This is a genomic window from Pseudomonas multiresinivorans (assembly GCF_012971725.1).
GTDB classification, from domain to species: domain Bacteria; phylum Pseudomonadota; class Gammaproteobacteria; order Pseudomonadales; family Pseudomonadaceae; genus Pseudomonas; species Pseudomonas multiresinivorans.
Window position 1 is genome coordinate 6,458,163 of record NZ_CP048833.1, and the last position, 15,660, is coordinate 6,473,822.

Here is a 15,660-nt window from a genome sequence, read left to right on the forward strand (position 1 = left end):
TCAGTCCGCGCGTACCGTACGGCCATCGGCCCACGCGCGCAGGGCTGCCAACTCCTCGGCCATCACCACCGACAGCGGCGCTGTGCGGCGGATTTCCTCCAGCAGCAACGCCTGGTCCACGGACTTCTGCCGAGCCTGCGCGGCATAGAACGCGCCGACGACTGCCTGCTCGATCTCCGCGCCGGAGAACCCTTCGGTGGCAGCGGCCAGCTCGCCCAGTTCGAACTGGGTGGCGCCCAGTTCACGACGCTGCAGATGGATGCGGAAGATATCCTGGCGTACCTCATCGTCCGGCAGGTCGACGAAGAACAGCTCGTCGAAACGCCCCTTACGCACCAGTTCCGGCGGCAGGCGCTCGATGGCGTTGGCGGTGGCCACCATGAATACCGGCGCCTTGCGCTCGGCCATCCAGGTCAGCAGCGTGGCCAGAACGCGCTGACTGACACCGTTGTCCTGGTCACCGGTGGCCACGCCTTTCTCGATCTCGTCCGCCCAGAGCACGCAGGGCGCCATGCTGTCGGCCAGGCGCAGCGCTTCGCGCAGGTTACGTTCGGTCTCGCCGAAGTACTTGTTGTAGAGACTGCCGAAGTCCAGGCGCAGCAGCGGCAGGCCCCACAGACCGGCGATCGCCTTGGCGGCCAGGCTCTTGCCACCGCCCTGCACACCGACCAGCAGCACGCCCTTGGGCAGGTCCTTGTCCTTGCCTTCGGTGAACGCGCTCTGCCGCTCGCCCAACCAGCGCTTGAGGCTGGCCAGCCCGCCCACTTCGGCGAAACGCGCAGTATCGTGCTCGAAGCTGAGCACGCCATCGAGGTTGAGCAGCTCGAACTTGGTGCGGTTGAGCTCCGGCAGGTCTTCCTGGGTGATCGCCCCGTCATTGCAGATCACGCTGCGCGCCAGCAGCCGCGCCTCACCGTGAGTGAGTCCGCGCAGGTTCTTCACCACCTGGCGCAGGGTACGATTGTCCGTACGTACCCGCGCGCCCCGGTTACGCTCGCTCCAGCGGGTCGCTTCCTCGCGTACCAGTCCCACCAGTTCATCCTCGGACGGCAACGACAGGGCAAAGCGCGCAGCGAAACGCTGGACCTCGGCGGGCAGCTTCAGTGCGTGGGAAACCAGCACCACCGTGGGGCGGAAATTCCCCTCGGCCATGGCGATCTCCTTGAGCAGACGCACGGCACGCGGGTTGTCCGCCAGATAGGGATGCAGATCGCAGAGCACATAGAGGTTCGGCTGCGGATCGGCCTTGATCAGCCGCAGGGCATTCTCCGCCTCACGGCTGTCGCCCTCGCCCTGGGGTTCGCCACCGAAACCCAGGCGCTGCAAGCCTTCGGTCGCCGACCAGAGTTGCAGGTTGAGCCCGCGCCGTACCGCCAGGCCGGTCAGGGTTTCCAGAACCCTGGGCTCGTCCCAGGATTCGATCACGATCAGTTTGACCCTGGAATCGAGCACCAGGCCCAGGTCATGGATATCGTTCTGCACGCTCGCTCCTTGCGCTGGCCGGCCCGGAACTGGGCGCGGCGATCGACGGCCGCTAAACTGCTGCTCCTGCCCATATGACTGGAGGTGCATTTCGTGGACTGTCTGTTCTGCAAGATCGTCGCCGGGGAAATTCCCGCGCGCAAGCTCTATGAGGATGACCAGGTCATCGCCTTCCACGACATCGGCCCACAGGCGCCCGTACATTTCCTGGTGATCCCGAAGAAGCACGTCTCCACCCTCAATGACCTGACCGAGGCAGACAAGCCGCTGGCCGGCCACATCCTCTTCACCGCCCAGCGGCTGGCAAAGGAGCAGGGTTGCGACGAGGGCTTCCGCGTGGTGATGAACTGCAACGACCTGGGCGGCCAGACCGTGCACCACATCCACATGCATGTGCTGGGTCAGCGCCAGATGCACTGGCCACCGGGTTGATTGGCGCCCCGTCGATAAAAGGAAGCTGCGCGCACCTCGGCAAGACCTGTCATCCGCCATCCGGTAAACTGCCGGGCGAATGTTCCTACTCGGAGGTGCGCCATGTCCGCCGACCGTCACTACTCCCCCGCCGACCGCTTCCTGCTGCAGGCCGATGCCGCACTGCGCACCCTGCTGCCGTTCAGCGGTCATCCGGGGCGCCCGTCCCCAGCTATCGTCCAGCCCGACGCCGAGCTCAGCGAGACCGATGCCCGCCATGTGGCCGGCCTGATGCGCATCAACCACACCGGCGAGGTCTGCGCCCAGGCGCTGTACCAGGGCCAGGCGTTGACCGCCAAGCTGCCGAAGGTGCGCAAGGCCATGGAAGAGGCGGCCGACGAAGAGGTCGACCATCTTGCCTGGTGTGAGCAGCGCATCCGCGAACTGGGCAGCCGCCCGAGCGTGCTCAACCCGCTCTTCTACGGGCTGTCCTTCGGCGTAGGCGCAGCCGCCGGGCTGATCAGCGACCGCGTCAGCCTGGGCTTCGTCGCCGCCACCGAAGACCAGGTCTGCAAGCATCTGGACGAACACCTGGCGGAAATCCCCGCCGAGGACCAGAAGTCCCGCGCCATCCTCGAGCAGATGCGCGAGGACGAGGAGCACCACGCCACCAGCGCCATCGAGGCTGGCGGCCTGCGCTTCCCGGCACCGGTGAAGTTCGGCATGACGCTGTTGTCCAAGGTCATGACCAAGTCCACCTACCGGATCTGATCCGGCCGGTAACGAAAAAGGGCGCCCACTGGGCGCCCTTTTTCATCGTGCCGGAGATCAGCGCGGCATGTTGCGCGCGTAGAAGATCTCCAGCATCTCGTGCCGAACACGCTCTTCCACCTGCTTGCGCTGCTCGGGCGAGAGGTTGCTCGTGGCATCGCCGAACAAGTAGTTGTCCAGGTCGAACTCCTTGAGCAGCATCTTGGTGTGGAACAGGTTCTCCTGGTACACGTTCACGTCGGTCATCTGATAGGCCTCGTACGTGTCGTCGGAGAGGTAGTTCTGGATCGAGTTGATCTCGTGGTCGATGAAGTGCTTCCTGCCTTCCACGTCACGGGTGAAACCGCGCACGCGGTAATCCACGGTGACGATGTCCGAATCGAACTGGTGGATGAGGTAGTTGAGCGCCTTGAGCGGCGAGATGACGCCGCAGGTCGACACATCGATGTCCACTCGGAAGGTCGCGATGCCTTCCACCGGATGAATCTCCGGATAGGTGTGCACGGTGATATGGCTCTTGTCGAGGTGCGCCAGGATGGTTTCCGGTAGCGGCCCCGGGGATTCCTCGATCTGGCTGTCGGTCGGGGTGACCGGCTGCTCGGAGATCAGGATGGTTACGCTGGCGCCTTGCGGATCGTAATCCTGACGGGCGATGTTCAGGATGTTTGCGCCAATGATGTCGACAACATCGGTGAGGATCTGCGTGAGACGCTCGGCATCGTACTCTTCGTCGATGTACTGCACGTAGGCCTGCTGGTCTTCAGGCGTCTCGGCGTAGCAGATGTCATAGATGTTGAAGCTCAAGGTCTTCGTCAGGTTGTTGAACCCGTGGAGCTTGAGTTTGCTTTTCACCGTGGGAGAACTCTCATCAAATGCGGCTCTGCCGCGTGGTTGAGCATGCCCGTCAGATGCGTACGGCGCACCTGCGTAGGACGGTTTACACCTCTTCGCGATGGCGATTGTGGTTTCTGGTTTCGGGCGGAAGGCCCTGAAAAAAGGTGGCGCATTATGCAGAGGTCAGGCGACCTCTGCCAGATTTTGCGCACCCTTGATGATGAAAGGATGAAGGGAGCTGTCAGCCCAGTTCCACGATCTCGTAGTCGTGGGTGATCTCGACGCCGGCGCGGCCGAGCATGATCGAGGCGGAGCAGTATTTCTCGGCCGACAGTTCGACCGCACGCTTGACCTGCGCTTCCTTCAGACCACGTCCCTTGACCACGAAATGCACGTGGATCTTGGTGAACACCTTCGGGTCTTCGTCGGCGCGCTCGGCTTCGAGGAAGGCCTCACAGCTCTCCACCGGCTGACGGCCTTTCTTCAGGATGCTGACCACATCGAAGTTGGTGCAGCCACCGAGGCCGAGCAGGAGCATTTCCATCGGACGCACACCCAGGTTGCGGCCGCCGGCGTCCGGCGGGCCGTCCATTACCACCACGTGGCCGCTGCCGGATTCACCGAGGAACATGGCCTCGCCCGCCCACTGGATTCGCGCTTTCATTGCAAAGGACTCCGCCGGAAAAAAGGGGCGATAGCTTAACACAGCCCTCTAGCACGCCCACCGGGGCCTGCGGCTGTTACCCAGGTCTCATTTCCACACGGCGAGTATGCATTTATCACTTAAGCTGGCGCCGGTTTACTGGCACACTCTAGGAAATTGCCCGCACGAATGTTCCAGCTTTCCGATTGTTGGTAACACGTCGTCTGTTAAGCTCTTGCGGATTTACGTACGCGCAAGAATGCTCAGCAAGGCAATCTGCCGCCCTGCGGATCGAGGGGGATCGAGCCAGGGACGCACGGCACTACAGCTGGTCATAAAAAATCATTAGCGCCTGTTGTGCAAAGGCCACTCTTTATTCTTTCCGGGACTCGGGCATGGTAGCTATTACCCTCACACCCAAAATCAAGAACCTCGACAAGTTGCTCGCGCACTGTCATCGCCGCCGCTTCACCGCCAAGAGCACCATCATCTACGCTGGCGACCGCTGCGAAAGCCTGTTCTTCATCATCAAGGGGTCGGTCACCGTCCTGATCGAGGACGACGACGGCCGCGAGATGATCATCGGGTACCTCAACACCGGCGATTTCTTCGGGGAGATGGGGCTCTTCGAGAAGGAAGGCAGCACCGGCCAGGAGCGCAGCGCCTGGATCCGCGCCAAGACCGAATGCGAAGTCGCCGAGATCAGCTACGCGAAATTCCGCGAACTGAGCCAGCAGGATCCGGAGATTCTTTTCACCCTGGGCAGCCAGATGGCCGATCGCCTGCGCAAGACCACGCGCAAGGTCGGCGACCTGGCCTTCCTCGACGTCACCGGCCGCGTCGCCCGCACTCTGCTGGACCTGTGCCAGCAGCCGGACGCCATGACCCACCCGGACGGCATGCAGATCAAGATCACCCGCCAGGAAATCGGCCGCATCGTCGGCTGCTCCCGCGAGATGGTCGGCCGCGTGCTCAAGAGCCTGGAGGAACAGGGCCTGGTGCATGTGAAAGGCAAGACCATGGTGGTCTTCGGCACCCGCTGAAGCATCCGCAGAATGCAAAAAAGCCGGCAATCGCCGGCTTTTTTGTTGTCCTGACTCTGTAGGAGCGAGCTTGCTCGCGAGCCCTTGCCGGCCGCTAGGGCGCCTGGGCAGTTCGCGAGCAAGCTCGCTCCTACATAAGGGCTGTCAGTCCGGATCGGCGCCCAGCTTGACCTTGCTGCGCTCGGGGAAGAACAGGCGCTTGAGCTCGGTACCCGGCTCGTCGGCACGCATGAAGGCTTCGCCGACCAGGAAGCCGAACACGTCGCTGACTTCCATCAGCTCCACATCGGCGCGGTTGAGGATGCCGCTCTCGGTGATCACCATGCGCTCGCGCGGGATTTCCGGCAGCAGGTCCAGAGTGGTCTCCAGGCTGACTTCGAAGGTGTGCAGGTTGCGGTTGTTGATGCCGACCAGCGGAGTGTCCAGGGTCTTCAGCGCGCGCTCCAGTTCCGGGGCGTCGTGCACTTCCACCAGCACGTCGAGGCCGACGTCCTTGGCCACCGAGGCCAGCTCGGCCATGCGCACGTCATCCAACGCCGAGACGATCAGCAGGATGCAGTCGGCGCCGATGGCGCGGGCTTCCACCACCTGATAAGGGTCAATCAGGAAGTCCTTGCGGATCACCGGCAGCGTGCAGGCCGCGCGGGCTTCCTTGAGGTAGGCGTCGCTGCCGAGGAAGAAATCAATGTCGGTCAGCACGGAGAGGCAGGCGGCGCCGCCCTCCTCGTAACTGCGGGCAATGTCGGCGGGGTCGAAGTTCTCGCGCAGGATGCCCTTGCTCGGGGACGCCTTCTTCACCTCGGCGATCACCGCCGGCTCGCGGCGCTTGGCGCGTTCCAGCAAGGCATTGGCGAAACCACGGGGTGCGTCCGCGGCACGCGCCAGCTGCTCCAGCTCGGCAATGCTCACGCGGGTGCGGCGATCAGCGACTTCTTCGGCCTTGCGGGCCAGGATCTTCTGCAGAACCGTCGGCACACTCACTGTGCGTTCTCCTCTCGGTAAACGGCGGTGAAGGCCGCCAGCTCTTCCATCTTCTCCCGCGCCAGCCCGGTGTGCAGGGCGTCGTGGGCCAATTGCATGCCTTCGTGCAGGCTGGTCGCCAGGTCCGCCGCGTAGAGCGCAGCGCCGGCATTGAGCACGATCAGCTCGGCGGCCTTCTGCCCGGCCTCGGTCTTGCGACGGCCAAGGGCATCACGGATCAGCTCCAGCGACTGCTGCGGGCTGTCCACAGTCAGGCCGATCAGGCTCTGGCTCTTGATGCCAAAGTCTTCCGGCTGCACTTCGTACTCGGTGACCACGCCGTCCTTCAGTTCGGCCACATGGGTCGGAGCGGCGAGGCTGAACTCGTCCAGGCCATCGCGCGAATGAACCACCAGGATGTGCTCGCTGCCCAGGCGCTTGAGCACCTCGGCCAACGGACGGCACAGCGCCTGGCTGAACACGCCGACCACCTGGTGTTTCACACCAGCGGGGTTGGTCAGCGGGCCGAGCATGTTGAACAGGGTACGCAGGCCCAGCTCGCGGCGCGGGCCGGCGGCGTGCTTCATGGCCTTGTGGTGGACCTGGGCGAACATGAAGCCGACGCCGACGGTCTCGATGCAGCGCTTCACCTGGACCGGCTTGAGGTCCAGGTAGATGCCGGCCGCTTCCAGCAGGTCGGCGCTGCCGCTCTTGCCGGAGACCGCACGGTTGCCGTGCTTGGCGACTTTGCCGCCCGCCGCGGCGACGACGAAGGCCGCCGCCGAGGACACGTTGAAGATGTTCGCGCCGTCACCGCCGGTGCCGACCACGTCGACCACGTGCTTGAGGCTGCCCAGTTCGACCTGGTCGGCCAGCTCGCGCATCACCGCGACGGCGCCGACGATTTCGTCGATGGTCTCGCTCTTCATGCGCATGCCCATGAGGAAGGCGCCGATCTGCGCGTCGGTGCACTGCCCGGTCATGATCTCGCGCATGACGTCCTGCATTTCCTCGGTGGACAGGTCCAGCTGGTTGACCACGCGGTTGAGGGCTTCCTTGATATTCATGCGCGCACCCCGCCGGTCTGCTTGAGGAAGTTGGCCAACATCTCGTGGCCTTGTTCGGAGAGGATCGACTCGGGGTGGAACTGCACGCCCTCGACGTTCAGCGTCTTGTGGCGCAGGCCCATGATCTCGTCGACCGAGCCGTCTTCCAGCGCCGTCCAGGCTGTGATCTCCAGGCAGTCGGGCAGCGTCTCGCGCTTGACCACCAGGGAGTGATAGCGGGTCTGGGTCAGCGGGTTGTTCAGGCCGGCGAATACACCCAGGTCCTTGTGGAACACCGGGCTGACCTTACCGTGCATGACCTGGCGCGCCCGCACCACGTCACCACCGAAGGCCTGGCCGATGGACTGGTGGCCCAGGCACACGCCCAGCAGCGGCAGCTTGCCGGCGAAGCGTTCGATGACTTCCAGGGAAACACCCGCTTCGTTCGGGGTGCACGGACCGGGGGACAGGACGATGCGCTCGGGGTTGAGCGCGGCGATCTCGTCGACGCTCAATTCGTCGTTGCGAATGACGTGGATGTCGGCCTTCAACTCGGCGAAGTACTGCACCAGGTTGTAGGTGAAGGAATCGTAGTTATCGATCATCAGCAGCATGTCTGCTCGAACCTCATGATTGCACTGCTTTCGGATCGCGCCATCGTCGACACCCATTGCGGCCTCGCGGGCTGCGCGAATCTGGCAATTATGCCAGCGGATGGGAGAAATGGACGCGTAAGAAGAGACCGGCGCTATGCCGGGAAAGAAGGAATCAGGCGCGCCAGCGCCAACGGGCGAATGCCTTGAGGAGGGAGGTGATGATGCGGGTGCGGTGGATCACGGTTGCGGTCTCGCCTAGCGATGGCCGAACAGTAGCCCAAGGCCGGGCGCCAGCGCAATACGCGCGGCGCCCCTGCCGACGAAGGTAGGACATTTCACTGGCACGCCTGGAGGGCGGCACGCAGGCGGGTTTCGTAGGCCAGGTGTTGCTGCCGTTCGGCCAGCAGCGCACGCACCTTGGTTTGCAGGTCGTCCGTCGGGCGCAGGGCGGTGGTGGCGAATCGGGGAGCTTCGATGGCCGGTGTCTGGCACGGCACCGGGATAGGGATACGGATTTCCACAGGCTTGGGTGAAGTCGCGGCGCAACCGGCGAGCAACAGCGGAACGATCAGCATGAGCACTTTCATGGCAGCAGCTCCCGGTCGATCAGTTGACGAACCACTGCGCACTCTTCGCCCTCGCTGCGCTCCAGAAGCAATCGGTTGGCGGCATCTTCATGGCTTTGCGCCAGGCCACGGGCCTGGGCCAGGGCTCGCTCGGCGGCCTCCGCACGCTGGCGGGAAGTTTCTGCCAACACGTCGAGCTGCTCGTTCTGCAGCACCAGCCGAGATTCCAGCGCCTTGCCGGCTTCGCTGCAGCGTGCCTGCTCAAGCTGCAGGCCCTGCAATTGCCCGCCATAGAAGCGCGCCGCCAGCCAACCGCCGAACAGGCCACCCAGCAGGAAGCCGGCCACCCCCAGCGCCAGCCAGAAACGGCTCATCCCAGCACCTCCTGCGCGCGCCGCCAGAGCAGTACGCGCTCGTCCTGGCCGTTGAGCCCGCCATTGATACGCCGGGTAATGTCCTCGAAGCGTCCGGCGTCCGCCAGCTCGCCAAGCCCGTTGCGCTGCCACCACCAGGCGGCGGACCGACACGCCCAGCGGGGTTCCGCCAGTAGTTGTGGGCGGGCGACAAAGGGCTGTGCGAGCCGTTCGCCAACCGAGCGGTAGTTGCTCCGCCCCGTCACCTGCAGCAGGCCGCGGCCACGAAAGCGCCAGCCGTCGCCAGAGGCTTCATCACCGTTTCCGTTGCGCCCGGCGTAGACGAGGTTGGCAATGCGCTCCGGCTGGTACGCCACCTCTCGCGCCAGCGCCGTGGGCGAGCCGTCGGCGCTGCGGAAGCGCCGGGGCCAGACGGCGGCCAGACGCTGGGCGCTGTAAGTCAGGCTTTCCACGCAGCGGGTCAGATGGGCACTTTCATGGCCGACCTGGGCGATGAAGGCAGCAACACGCGGCGGCGTGTCGATTCCGAAATCCCCCATGGCGGCGTCGAGTGCCGGAAGAAAAACGCCCGCGACAGGGCGGGCGTTGGGCAGGATCAGCAGCAGCTGGCGTTCGTCGATTTGCATATCAGCCGCCCTCCCCAGCCTTGCCCTTCCCTTGCGCCCCGCCGTTGCACTGCACCGTGGTGGTCCAGCCACCTGCGGAAAAATGCTGGGTGACCGAATCGATCAGGTAGCGACCGTCGAGCCCTGCCTTGAAGCCCTGCAGATCAATAGTCAGTTCGGCGAACAGATCGGCGCGGCCGGGCAGGTCCAACTGCACTTCGGCGCTGTTGCGATTGAACTCGGCCAACCGTGCCGCAGCGACGCGCCGGGCGGCCGCCTCGTCCGGCTGCGGGTGGCGGTCGCAATGCTCCGCGGCGACTTGTGACGGCGCGTCCGGGTTGGTCACACGAACCTGCTTCTGTACGCCGTCGGTGCCGCGATAGGGCACCTTCACCGCTGCCACGACCTTCCGGTCATCCAGGGTAAAGCGGAACGAACCCACGTCCCCGCGCCCCAGCACCGGTATCTCCAGCGCCTGCCCACTGGCGCTGCGGCCAGACTGGCGCGGCTGCACCAGCAGGCTGTTGTTGGCCAGCTTCGCGGTGCAGTCGTACTGCCGGGCCAGCCGGGTGATGAAGTTGAAGTCCGACTCTCGAATCTGGTCGATGCGCGCGATCATTGTCTCGACATTGCACGCTGCGCGCCAGCCATTGCGCGCAGCGATATCCGCCACCACGCTCGCCAGGCTCATGCCTTCCCAACTGCCGCTGCGGGCGGCCTTGCCCTGCCCGCGCATGTCCCCGCTCTTGCCCTTGATCACCAGGTTGTCCGGCATGCCGCTGTAGGTCAGCGTATCCACCACATAGCGGCCCATGCGCGTAAGCGGCGCGCCGTCGTAGCCGAGGAAGACTTCCAGCGCCGCGCCGCGCCGGGGCAGCGTGACGGCGCCATCGCGGTCATCGATGGTGATCTGGAAGGTATCGGACTCCAGGCCAGGCTTGTCGGTCAGTTGCAGCTCGATCAACCGGTCGCTGACCAGCGCAGTAATGTCCGCGCCGTCGGCGCTGATGCGGAAGGCAGGTTTCATAAGCCACCTTGAATGAAAAGGCCCCGCTTGAGCGGGGCCTGGTTACTGAAGCGAATGCCGGTGGTCACTCCCACAAGCGCACGCTCTGGTCTGCCGGCACGAGCAGTTCCGGCAGGCGGATGATCACGCCTCCCCGTAACGGTTGAGCTTCGTCGGCCAGTCCGGGATTGGCATCCAGCACAGCTTCCACGCAGCCATTGAGATGCCCGTAGCGCTGGTAGCAGAGGCGGTCCAGCAGGTCGCCGTCAGCGCTTCTGACTATCGTCGTCGCCATAGCGGGTGAACTCCAGGTCGAGGGTTTGCTGACGAGGCACGCCATTGGCGAACAACGCCTCCTGCGTCTCGGTGATCTTGGTCAGGCACCAGTTGCCCAGGTCATCGCCGCGGCCGGTGCCGAGATGGACCGGCTCGCTCAACGCGGCGATGTCGCGCAGAGTTCGCGGCTGGTTCCAGCCGACGCGCTGCGAGGTGTCGCCGGCACGGATGAACAGCGGCATGACCACGCCATTGAGCGTGAGCGTTTCCGGGCCCAGGCCGACGCTCTGCTGCGCGCTGCGCCGGCCAAGCCGTGCCTGGTCCTTCCAGGCATAGCTGCTGGTGCGGGTCAGTCGCTGGAAGCCAGTGGTGTCGACGTTGAAGTAGTAAGTCTGCTCGGTCGACTTCAACGGGGTCATGATCAACAGGTGCTGCGGCACCTTGCACATCTGCTCGGAAGGGTCGAGCCTGGGTGCCAGCACCGAGCTTGGCAGGATGTCCTTCAGGCGCGGATCAATCTTGCCCAGCACCTTGTTCACCGCCTGGCCGGCGTTGCTGATCTCTTCTCCCAGCTTCTCCACGTGCTCGTTGACCTCGGCTGCCACTTGCCTGGCCTTGTCGAGGTTCTTCTGCAGCTTTTCCTGCTCGGCCTGGGCTTTCTTCACCCCGTCCTGCAGCTTGCCCTGGGCACGGACGATGCCATCGGTGACGCGCTTGAGCTTGGCTGCCGCCTCAGGTGTAACCCCGGGCAGACCTTCGAGCGCCGCGACGCCGCTGCGAATGTGCAGCATCGCCTTGTCCACCGGTGCGGCGACCTGCTCCAGGTCGCGCCGGGCGGCCGTGGCAGCGCCCGCAATCATCCCGAGGCCGGTATTGAACTGTTCCAGATAGGTCATGGGGCCTCCCTACATAACGACGGTGTCGAACAGCGCATTGCGCTGCCTTTCCTGCTGGGCCTCGGCGATCAGCCGGCGCATTGCCGGGACCAGCTCATCCAACAGTTGCTGCGGATTGACGATGTTGCCCGCCACGTTGATGCTCACCTGCGGCGAGAAGGTCCAGTTGGCTGGAGCGTTGGCGGCCATAGCTGCGGCGACCGGAGTTGCCGGAGCCGGCGCGGCAGACTGCGATTTCGCTGCCTCGTCCGCCGGACCGAACAGCGCCCCGACCTTGCCACCGATCAACTCGCCCACGGTTGCGCCAATGGAACCTCCGACCAGCGTGCCCACCAGCGGAATCGGGATCAGTGTGCCCACAGCCGCACCGACTGTCGCGCCAATGGCGGCACCACCGGCCTTGCCGTAGCCAACCGCCTTCTGCGCGGGCGACTGATCACTGGCATAGACCGAGGCAGCATCGGCAATCGCCATCGCAGCACTGACCGGACCGAAGCGTCGCAGCCCCGCTCCCAGTCCCCGCGCCAGTCCACTCACCGCCCTCTCGACTCCGGAGGCGCCTACGCTTCGCACCACTGCTGTGCCACGGCGCAGAATGCCGCCAGCGGCGCGGCCGACACGCGAAGAGCGCACGGATTTTGCCGCGCGGCCGATCCATCCGGAGGCGACTCCGGCGGCGCGTCCCAGGGTGGACCGGGCGCGCTGGAAGATACCGCCACGCGCCGCATTGCCCGAGCCGCCAGTTTTCGCTTTGCCGGTGCCTTTGCCTTTGCTCTTGCCTTTGGGTCTGCCATCAGAGAAGTCACCCAACCCGCCAGTTGGCCAGTTGGTGACGAAGACATCCTGGACCTCGCGCCTGCCCCAGTTCCAGGGCATCGCATCATTGGCGTCCTCGACGAATTTCTTTGCGTCGATCAGTGACTTCAGCGCCAGCAGACCACCACCGACAAACTCCAGGGCGCCCTGATGGCTGAGCACGGCATCACCAATTCCCAGCATGGCGCCGGAAATCTTCTGCTCGCTGGCCTCCAGCTGCCCCAGCGGAGAATCCTGATGTTGCTTGACGCCCTGCTGCAACAGGTCGGCCGGGGCGGCAGCCAGGGACTGCCTGGTCTGCAACAAAGCCTCAGTCTTCTGCGAGTCTCCTGGCCGCAACGAGGCCAGGCTGCCAAGCAGATCGCGGCTGAACAGCTCGACCGACGGCGCTTCCTTCTGACCACGCCACGCCACTGCACTCAACGCACGCTCCAGATCGGCGGCATTGTTGATGCCTCCCTTCTGCTGCAGGGCGCTGATCAGTTGTGCTGCCGTTTGCGTCGACACGCCCTGTCCCTGGGCGAACCTGGCCGCCACCGGCAACATCGTGTCCATATCGCGGAGCGGCACCTTGCTCTCGGCCATCGCCTGCGCCAGGTCCAGCACCTTTTCGTGGGGCATCGCAGCAGCATCCGCCGCCGTCACAACGCGCTTGCCCAATGCCGCCTCGGCGACCGGGTCGTAGGGTTGCCCTGCCGCTTCGCGAACCTGCATCAGACGCCCACGAAACGCGAGGCTCGCGCTCAGGGAGGATCGCGCGACATCACCGACAGAGTTCAGCTCGGCCAACGACTTTGTCGCCGTTTCCATTCGCTGCCAATCGTTCGCCGGTGCGCTCGCCCCTGGCGCTACAGCGACGGTGATTTTCGGCAAGCGAACCTCTGCCGGCCGCAGCCCCAGCAGATCGATGATCCGTCGCAGCGCCAGCCTGGTTTCCCCCGCGTTGCGCTCACTGGCGCGATGGCGGACATCCTGGTTGTCCAGAACGGCATCGATGCCATCCACCAGCGTGCGCATGGGCAGACTTGCATCCAGTTTTCCAACGAGGGTTCCCAGGCGCACGGCGGAGTCCGTTATCACCCGGCCGAGCGTGCTGCCCAGACCGACGACAGCCGCCACCAGCACGTCCGGCTTTTCACTCATTTCCATTTCACTCGCCCTCTGACGACATTCGTCACTTCAACGACAAGGGAGCGCCGGTCACCCGACGCTCCGCCAGGGCGAACTAGCCCGCCTCGTCCCCCAGCCACCAACGCAGGTCGCTGAGGGTCATGCACTCCAGTTCGCCGGCCGTGAAGCCCGACTCAGTCGCCAGTCGCCGCGCCAGCTGGCGCATCAGCGCGAAGCTCATCGTCGTCCTCTCGCACCAGGCGAAAGTAGGCGTGTTGCAGGCGCTGGTAATCGCTGAGCTTGAGCCCCTCCAGGTCCTGACGGCTGACCTGCACCAGCGAGGCGAACAGTTGCAGCTCGCGCTCCTCGTCATCACTGGCCACCTTGCTGGCCAGGCGGATGTCACGCACGGTCGGCGCACGCAGGGTGAGGACGTCCACATCGACGCCATTGCAGGAGGTCGGACGGGACAGCTTCACCACCGCCGCGTCCTCGGAAAGGCTCAGCCACGCGGGCTGTTTGACAGAGTCTTGCATCACGGCTCTCCTCAGACGCCCAGGTCGTTACGCATGGCGGCGAGCTGGTCGACGCCGTCGATCTTGCGCACCGAGTTGGCCGGGTCGATCTCGAACATCTCGCGACCCTCGACTTCCAGCTTGTAGTAGGTGACCGCCACGCTGTAAGTGCAGGCGGCCAGGTCGCCGGCTTTCCAGTCGCCCGGGTTGATCTCCTTGAGCAGGCCACGGACGGTGGCGACTACCGGAACGGTGCCGCCCTTCTGGGTCTTGAAGGAGCCGCGGAAGGTGCCGTTGAATGCCCCCTGGTCGCTCAGGCCGAAGAACTTCATGGCCTCGCGGCGCGCGCCGTTGGTGGTGAACTTTGCCTCCATGGCCTCCAGGCCGACGTCGAGCAGGACCGGAGCGTCCATGCCACCGGCACGGTACTCCTGGGTCTTCACCTTGAGGGTCGGCAGGGTCAGGGAGGGCACGTCACCGGCAAAGCTGACGCCGTCGACGAAGAGGTTGGTATTGGTCAGGATCTGCGGAATCATCTGGGGTTCTCCTTAAGCTGCGTCCAGGACTTCGGTGAGCCACTGGTCGGTCACCTCGACGCGGAAGTTGGGGTTCTCGGCAGGCGGTACGTCGGTGAAGCGGATGTTCCAGTACACCTTGCCCTGGGCCAGTTGGCTGGCGGTGTTGAGTTCCGGGTCGGCATAGACCTCGAAGTCGATCACCGCGCCCTGGTTCTTCAGGTCGCGCATGAAGGCCTGCAGGCCCTCGGTGACATCCTTCACGTAGGTCTTGGTGATGCCACGGTCGACCGCCCACTTGTGCCCGGCGAGGATCGCGTCCATCACCATGTCCATGGTCCGCACGCGGGTCACGAAGGCCCACTTGGCGTCGCTGGAGAGGGTGCGGTTGCCCCACAGGCGGTAGCCGTCGTCGCGGATGATGGTGGTGATGTTGGCGTTGTTGAGCAGGTTGGCGCGGCAGGTCTCGTCGCCGTCGAGGAATTCGATGGGCCGGCCGGTACCGGTGATGCCGAGCAGTTCCTTGTTCGACGGCGAGGACCAGAAGCCGTACTGGCTGTCGGTCCAGGCGAACAGCGCGGCGGCGTTGGCGGATGCCGGTGCGTCAACTGTGGCGCTGCTGGCGGTATCCCAGTACTGCACGCCCGGATCGACCAGGTAAATGCGCTTGCTGCCGAACTCTTCGGCGTAGGCAATGGCCTCCTCGTCGGTGGTGTTGGGGCCGTCGACGATGGCGATGGCGCGCAACTTCTCGGCCAGCGCGCCCATGGCAGTGCCGACCGCCTGAGTGGCGGAATGCTTCGGCGCGATCAGCAGACGCGGCTGGGCATTGAAGCGCGACTTGCCATCGAGCAGCGCCTGCAGGCCGGTACGCTGGCCGGCTTCGGTGACGCTGCCGATGATCGAGGAAGTCTGCTGCGCAGCATCCTCGACCTTCGTCACGCCGACGGCCACGACCACTGCGGCGGACTGGGTGAAGATGGCGGTGCAGGACTTGTAGATGGCCGATGCGGTACCGAAGGCGGCGGCCGCTTCACGCAGGTTGGTGAGCAGCACGGGCATGTCCGCCTGTGCGGTCAGCTTGCTATCGGGGGTGAAGGTATCCACCAGGCCGATGATCGAGGACGACGGCAGCGCAATGGTGCGCGCACCGACGTCGACATTGGTCACGGTGACGCCGTGAAAGAAGCTCATA

19 protein-coding genes are annotated in these 15,660 nt (G+C 64.7%); 3 read left to right on the plus strand and 16 right to left on the minus strand.

All coding sequences use genetic code 11. The annotated features are described in order from the left end of the window. A complete protein-coding gene (locus G4G71_RS29570; RefSeq protein ID WP_169942353.1) occupies positions 1–1,482 on the minus strand; it encodes an AAA family ATPase in 1,482 nt (493 codons plus the stop codon). Positions 1,483–1,575: 93 nt separating this feature from the next. Here G4G71_RS29570 and G4G71_RS29575 point away from each other — a divergent pair, with 93 nt between their 5' ends. After that, positions 1,576–1,914: a histidine triad nucleotide-binding protein gene (locus tag G4G71_RS29575; RefSeq protein ID WP_024763563.1), complete on the plus strand. Its 339-nt coding sequence runs from the start codon at positions 1,576–1,578 to the stop codon at positions 1,912–1,914. Between the two features lie 102 nt (positions 1,915–2,016). Next, positions 2,017–2,664, plus strand: coding sequence for a 2-polyprenyl-3-methyl-6-methoxy-1,4-benzoquinone monooxygenase (gene coq7 / locus G4G71_RS29580; RefSeq protein WP_024763564.1), 648 nt, complete (start codon positions 2,017–2,019; stop codon positions 2,662–2,664). A gap of 57 nt (positions 2,665–2,721) precedes the next feature. Here coq7 and speD read toward each other — a convergent pair whose 3' ends face one another. Further along, complete coding sequence (speD, locus tag G4G71_RS29585; RefSeq protein ID WP_024763565.1) at positions 2,722–3,516, minus strand: adenosylmethionine decarboxylase; 795 nt, start codon at positions 3,514–3,516, stop codon at positions 2,722–2,724. A 223-nt stretch (positions 3,517–3,739) separates the two neighbouring features. Continuing rightward, positions 3,740–4,162, minus strand: a complete 423-nt coding sequence (locus G4G71_RS29590; RefSeq protein ID WP_015475289.1) for an OsmC family protein — start codon at positions 4,160–4,162, stop codon at positions 3,740–3,742. Between the two features lie 374 nt (positions 4,163–4,536). On the opposite strand from G4G71_RS29590, the gene crp reads away from it, so the two are divergent. Further along, positions 4,537–5,184 carry a cAMP-activated global transcriptional regulator CRP gene (gene crp, locus G4G71_RS29595; RefSeq protein ID WP_024763566.1) on the plus strand — a complete coding sequence of 216 codons (648 nt, stop codon included), beginning with the start codon at positions 4,537–4,539 and terminating at the stop codon, positions 5,182–5,184. A gap of 144 nt (positions 5,185–5,328) precedes the next feature. Here crp and trpC read toward each other — a convergent pair whose 3' ends face one another. The 13 genes from trpC to G4G71_RS29660 all read right to left on the minus strand — a co-directional run bounded on the left by trpC (position 5,329) and on the right by G4G71_RS29660 (position 15,659). Next, entirely contained in the window at positions 5,329–6,165 is an 837-nt protein-coding gene (trpC, locus tag G4G71_RS29600; protein ID WP_045212629.1) for an indole-3-glycerol phosphate synthase TrpC, read from the minus strand. Beyond that, on the minus strand, positions 6,162–7,211 hold the full coding sequence (trpD, locus tag G4G71_RS29605; protein ID WP_169942355.1) for an anthranilate phosphoribosyltransferase: 1,050 nt from the start codon (positions 7,209–7,211) through the stop codon (positions 6,162–6,164). The genes trpC and trpD overlap by 4 nt, the downstream gene beginning before the upstream one ends. Then, positions 7,208–7,804 carry an aminodeoxychorismate/anthranilate synthase component II gene (locus G4G71_RS29610; protein WP_017517337.1) on the minus strand — a complete coding sequence of 199 codons (597 nt, stop codon included), beginning with the start codon at positions 7,802–7,804 and terminating at the stop codon, positions 7,208–7,210. Before G4G71_RS29610 ends, trpD begins: the two co-directional genes overlap by 4 nt. 317 nt (positions 7,805–8,121) lie before the next feature. Continuing rightward, positions 8,122–8,373, minus strand: a complete 252-nt coding sequence (locus tag G4G71_RS29615; RefSeq protein WP_169942357.1) for a hypothetical protein — start codon at positions 8,371–8,373, stop codon at positions 8,122–8,124. Then, positions 8,370–8,726 (minus strand): hypothetical protein, encoded by a 357-nt coding sequence (locus G4G71_RS29620; RefSeq protein WP_169942359.1) that lies wholly within the window; start codon positions 8,724–8,726, stop codon positions 8,370–8,372. The genes G4G71_RS29615 and G4G71_RS29620 overlap by 4 nt, the downstream gene beginning before the upstream one ends. Further along, the gene (locus tag G4G71_RS29625; protein WP_169942361.1) at positions 8,723–9,352 is read right to left on the minus strand and encodes a glycoside hydrolase family 19 protein; all 630 of its coding nucleotides are present in this window, start codon (positions 9,350–9,352) and stop codon (positions 8,723–8,725) included. The genes G4G71_RS29620 and G4G71_RS29625 overlap by 4 nt, the downstream gene beginning before the upstream one ends. A gap of 1 nt (position 9,353) precedes the next feature. Further along, positions 9,354–10,358, minus strand: coding sequence for a phage late control D family protein (locus G4G71_RS29630; protein ID WP_169942363.1), 1,005 nt, complete (start codon positions 10,356–10,358; stop codon positions 9,354–9,356). Between the two features lie 64 nt (positions 10,359–10,422). Further along, complete coding sequence (locus tag G4G71_RS29635) at positions 10,423–10,632, minus strand: tail protein X (RefSeq protein ID WP_024763574.1); 210 nt, start codon at positions 10,630–10,632, stop codon at positions 10,423–10,425. Further along, positions 10,604–11,509: a phage tail protein gene (locus G4G71_RS29640; RefSeq protein ID WP_169942365.1), complete on the minus strand. Its 906-nt coding sequence runs from the start codon at positions 11,507–11,509 to the stop codon at positions 10,604–10,606. Before G4G71_RS29640 ends, G4G71_RS29635 begins: the two co-directional genes overlap by 29 nt. 9 nt (positions 11,510–11,518) lie before the next feature. Beyond that, positions 11,519–13,474 carry a hypothetical protein gene (locus G4G71_RS29645; RefSeq protein WP_169942367.1) on the minus strand — a complete coding sequence of 652 codons (1,956 nt, stop codon included), beginning with the start codon at positions 13,472–13,474 and terminating at the stop codon, positions 11,519–11,521. A 155-nt stretch (positions 13,475–13,629) separates the two neighbouring features. Then, positions 13,630–13,971: a phage tail assembly protein gene (locus G4G71_RS29650; RefSeq protein ID WP_024763577.1), complete on the minus strand. Its 342-nt coding sequence runs from the start codon at positions 13,969–13,971 to the stop codon at positions 13,630–13,632. A gap of 11 nt (positions 13,972–13,982) precedes the next feature. Further along, positions 13,983–14,486, minus strand: coding sequence for a phage major tail tube protein (locus tag G4G71_RS29655; protein ID WP_024763578.1), 504 nt, complete (start codon positions 14,484–14,486; stop codon positions 13,983–13,985). Positions 14,487–14,498: 12 nt separating this feature from the next. Beyond that, positions 14,499–15,659 (minus strand): phage tail sheath subtilisin-like domain-containing protein, encoded by a 1,161-nt coding sequence (locus tag G4G71_RS29660; RefSeq protein WP_169942369.1) that lies wholly within the window; start codon positions 15,657–15,659, stop codon positions 14,499–14,501. Position 15,660: the final 1 nt, after the last annotated feature.

Excerpts from the sequence above, each read along its gene's own strand:
- G4G71_RS29590 (WP_015475289.1), bottom strand. The coding sequence starts at position 4,162 with ATGAAAGCGCGAATCCAGTGGGCGGGCGAGGCCATGTTCCTCGGTGAA.
- G4G71_RS29640 (WP_169942365.1), bottom strand. The coding sequence starts at position 11,509 with ATGACCTATCTGGAACAGTTCAATACCGGCCTCGGGATGATTGCGGGC.
- trpD (WP_169942355.1), bottom strand. The coding sequence starts at position 7,211 with ATGAATATCAAGGAAGCCCTCAACCGCGTGGTCAACCAGCTGGACCTG.
- G4G71_RS29645 (WP_169942367.1), bottom strand. The coding sequence starts at position 13,474 with ATGGAAATGAGTGAAAAGCCGGACGTGCTGGTGGCGGCTGTCGTCGGT.
- G4G71_RS29630 (WP_169942363.1), bottom strand. The coding sequence starts at position 10,358 with ATGAAACCTGCCTTCCGCATCAGCGCCGACGGCGCGGACATTACTGCG.
- G4G71_RS29635 (WP_024763574.1), bottom strand. The coding sequence starts at position 10,632 with ATGGCGACGACGATAGTCAGAAGCGCTGACGGCGACCTGCTGGACCGC.
- G4G71_RS29625 (WP_169942361.1), bottom strand. The coding sequence starts at position 9,352 with ATGCAAATCGACGAACGCCAGCTGCTGCTGATCCTGCCCAACGCCCGC.
- G4G71_RS29615 (WP_169942357.1), bottom strand. The coding sequence starts at position 8,373 with ATGAAAGTGCTCATGCTGATCGTTCCGCTGTTGCTCGCCGGTTGCGCC.
- G4G71_RS29610 (WP_017517337.1), bottom strand. The coding sequence starts at position 7,804 with ATGCTGCTGATGATCGATAACTACGATTCCTTCACCTACAACCTGGTG.
- crp (WP_024763566.1), top strand. The coding sequence starts at position 4,537 with ATGGTAGCTATTACCCTCACACCCAAAATCAAGAACCTCGACAAGTTG.
- coq7 (WP_024763564.1), top strand. The coding sequence starts at position 2,017 with ATGTCCGCCGACCGTCACTACTCCCCCGCCGACCGCTTCCTGCTGCAG.
- G4G71_RS29620 (WP_169942359.1), bottom strand. The coding sequence starts at position 8,726 with ATGAGCCGTTTCTGGCTGGCGCTGGGGGTGGCCGGCTTCCTGCTGGGT.
- G4G71_RS29655 (WP_024763578.1), bottom strand. The coding sequence starts at position 14,486 with ATGATTCCGCAGATCCTGACCAATACCAACCTCTTCGTCGACGGCGTC.
- G4G71_RS29650 (WP_024763577.1), bottom strand. The coding sequence starts at position 13,971 with ATGCAAGACTCTGTCAAACAGCCCGCGTGGCTGAGCCTTTCCGAGGAC.
- G4G71_RS29660 (WP_169942369.1), bottom strand. The coding sequence starts at position 15,659 with ATGAGCTTCTTTCACGGCGTCACCGTGACCAATGTCGACGTCGGTGCG.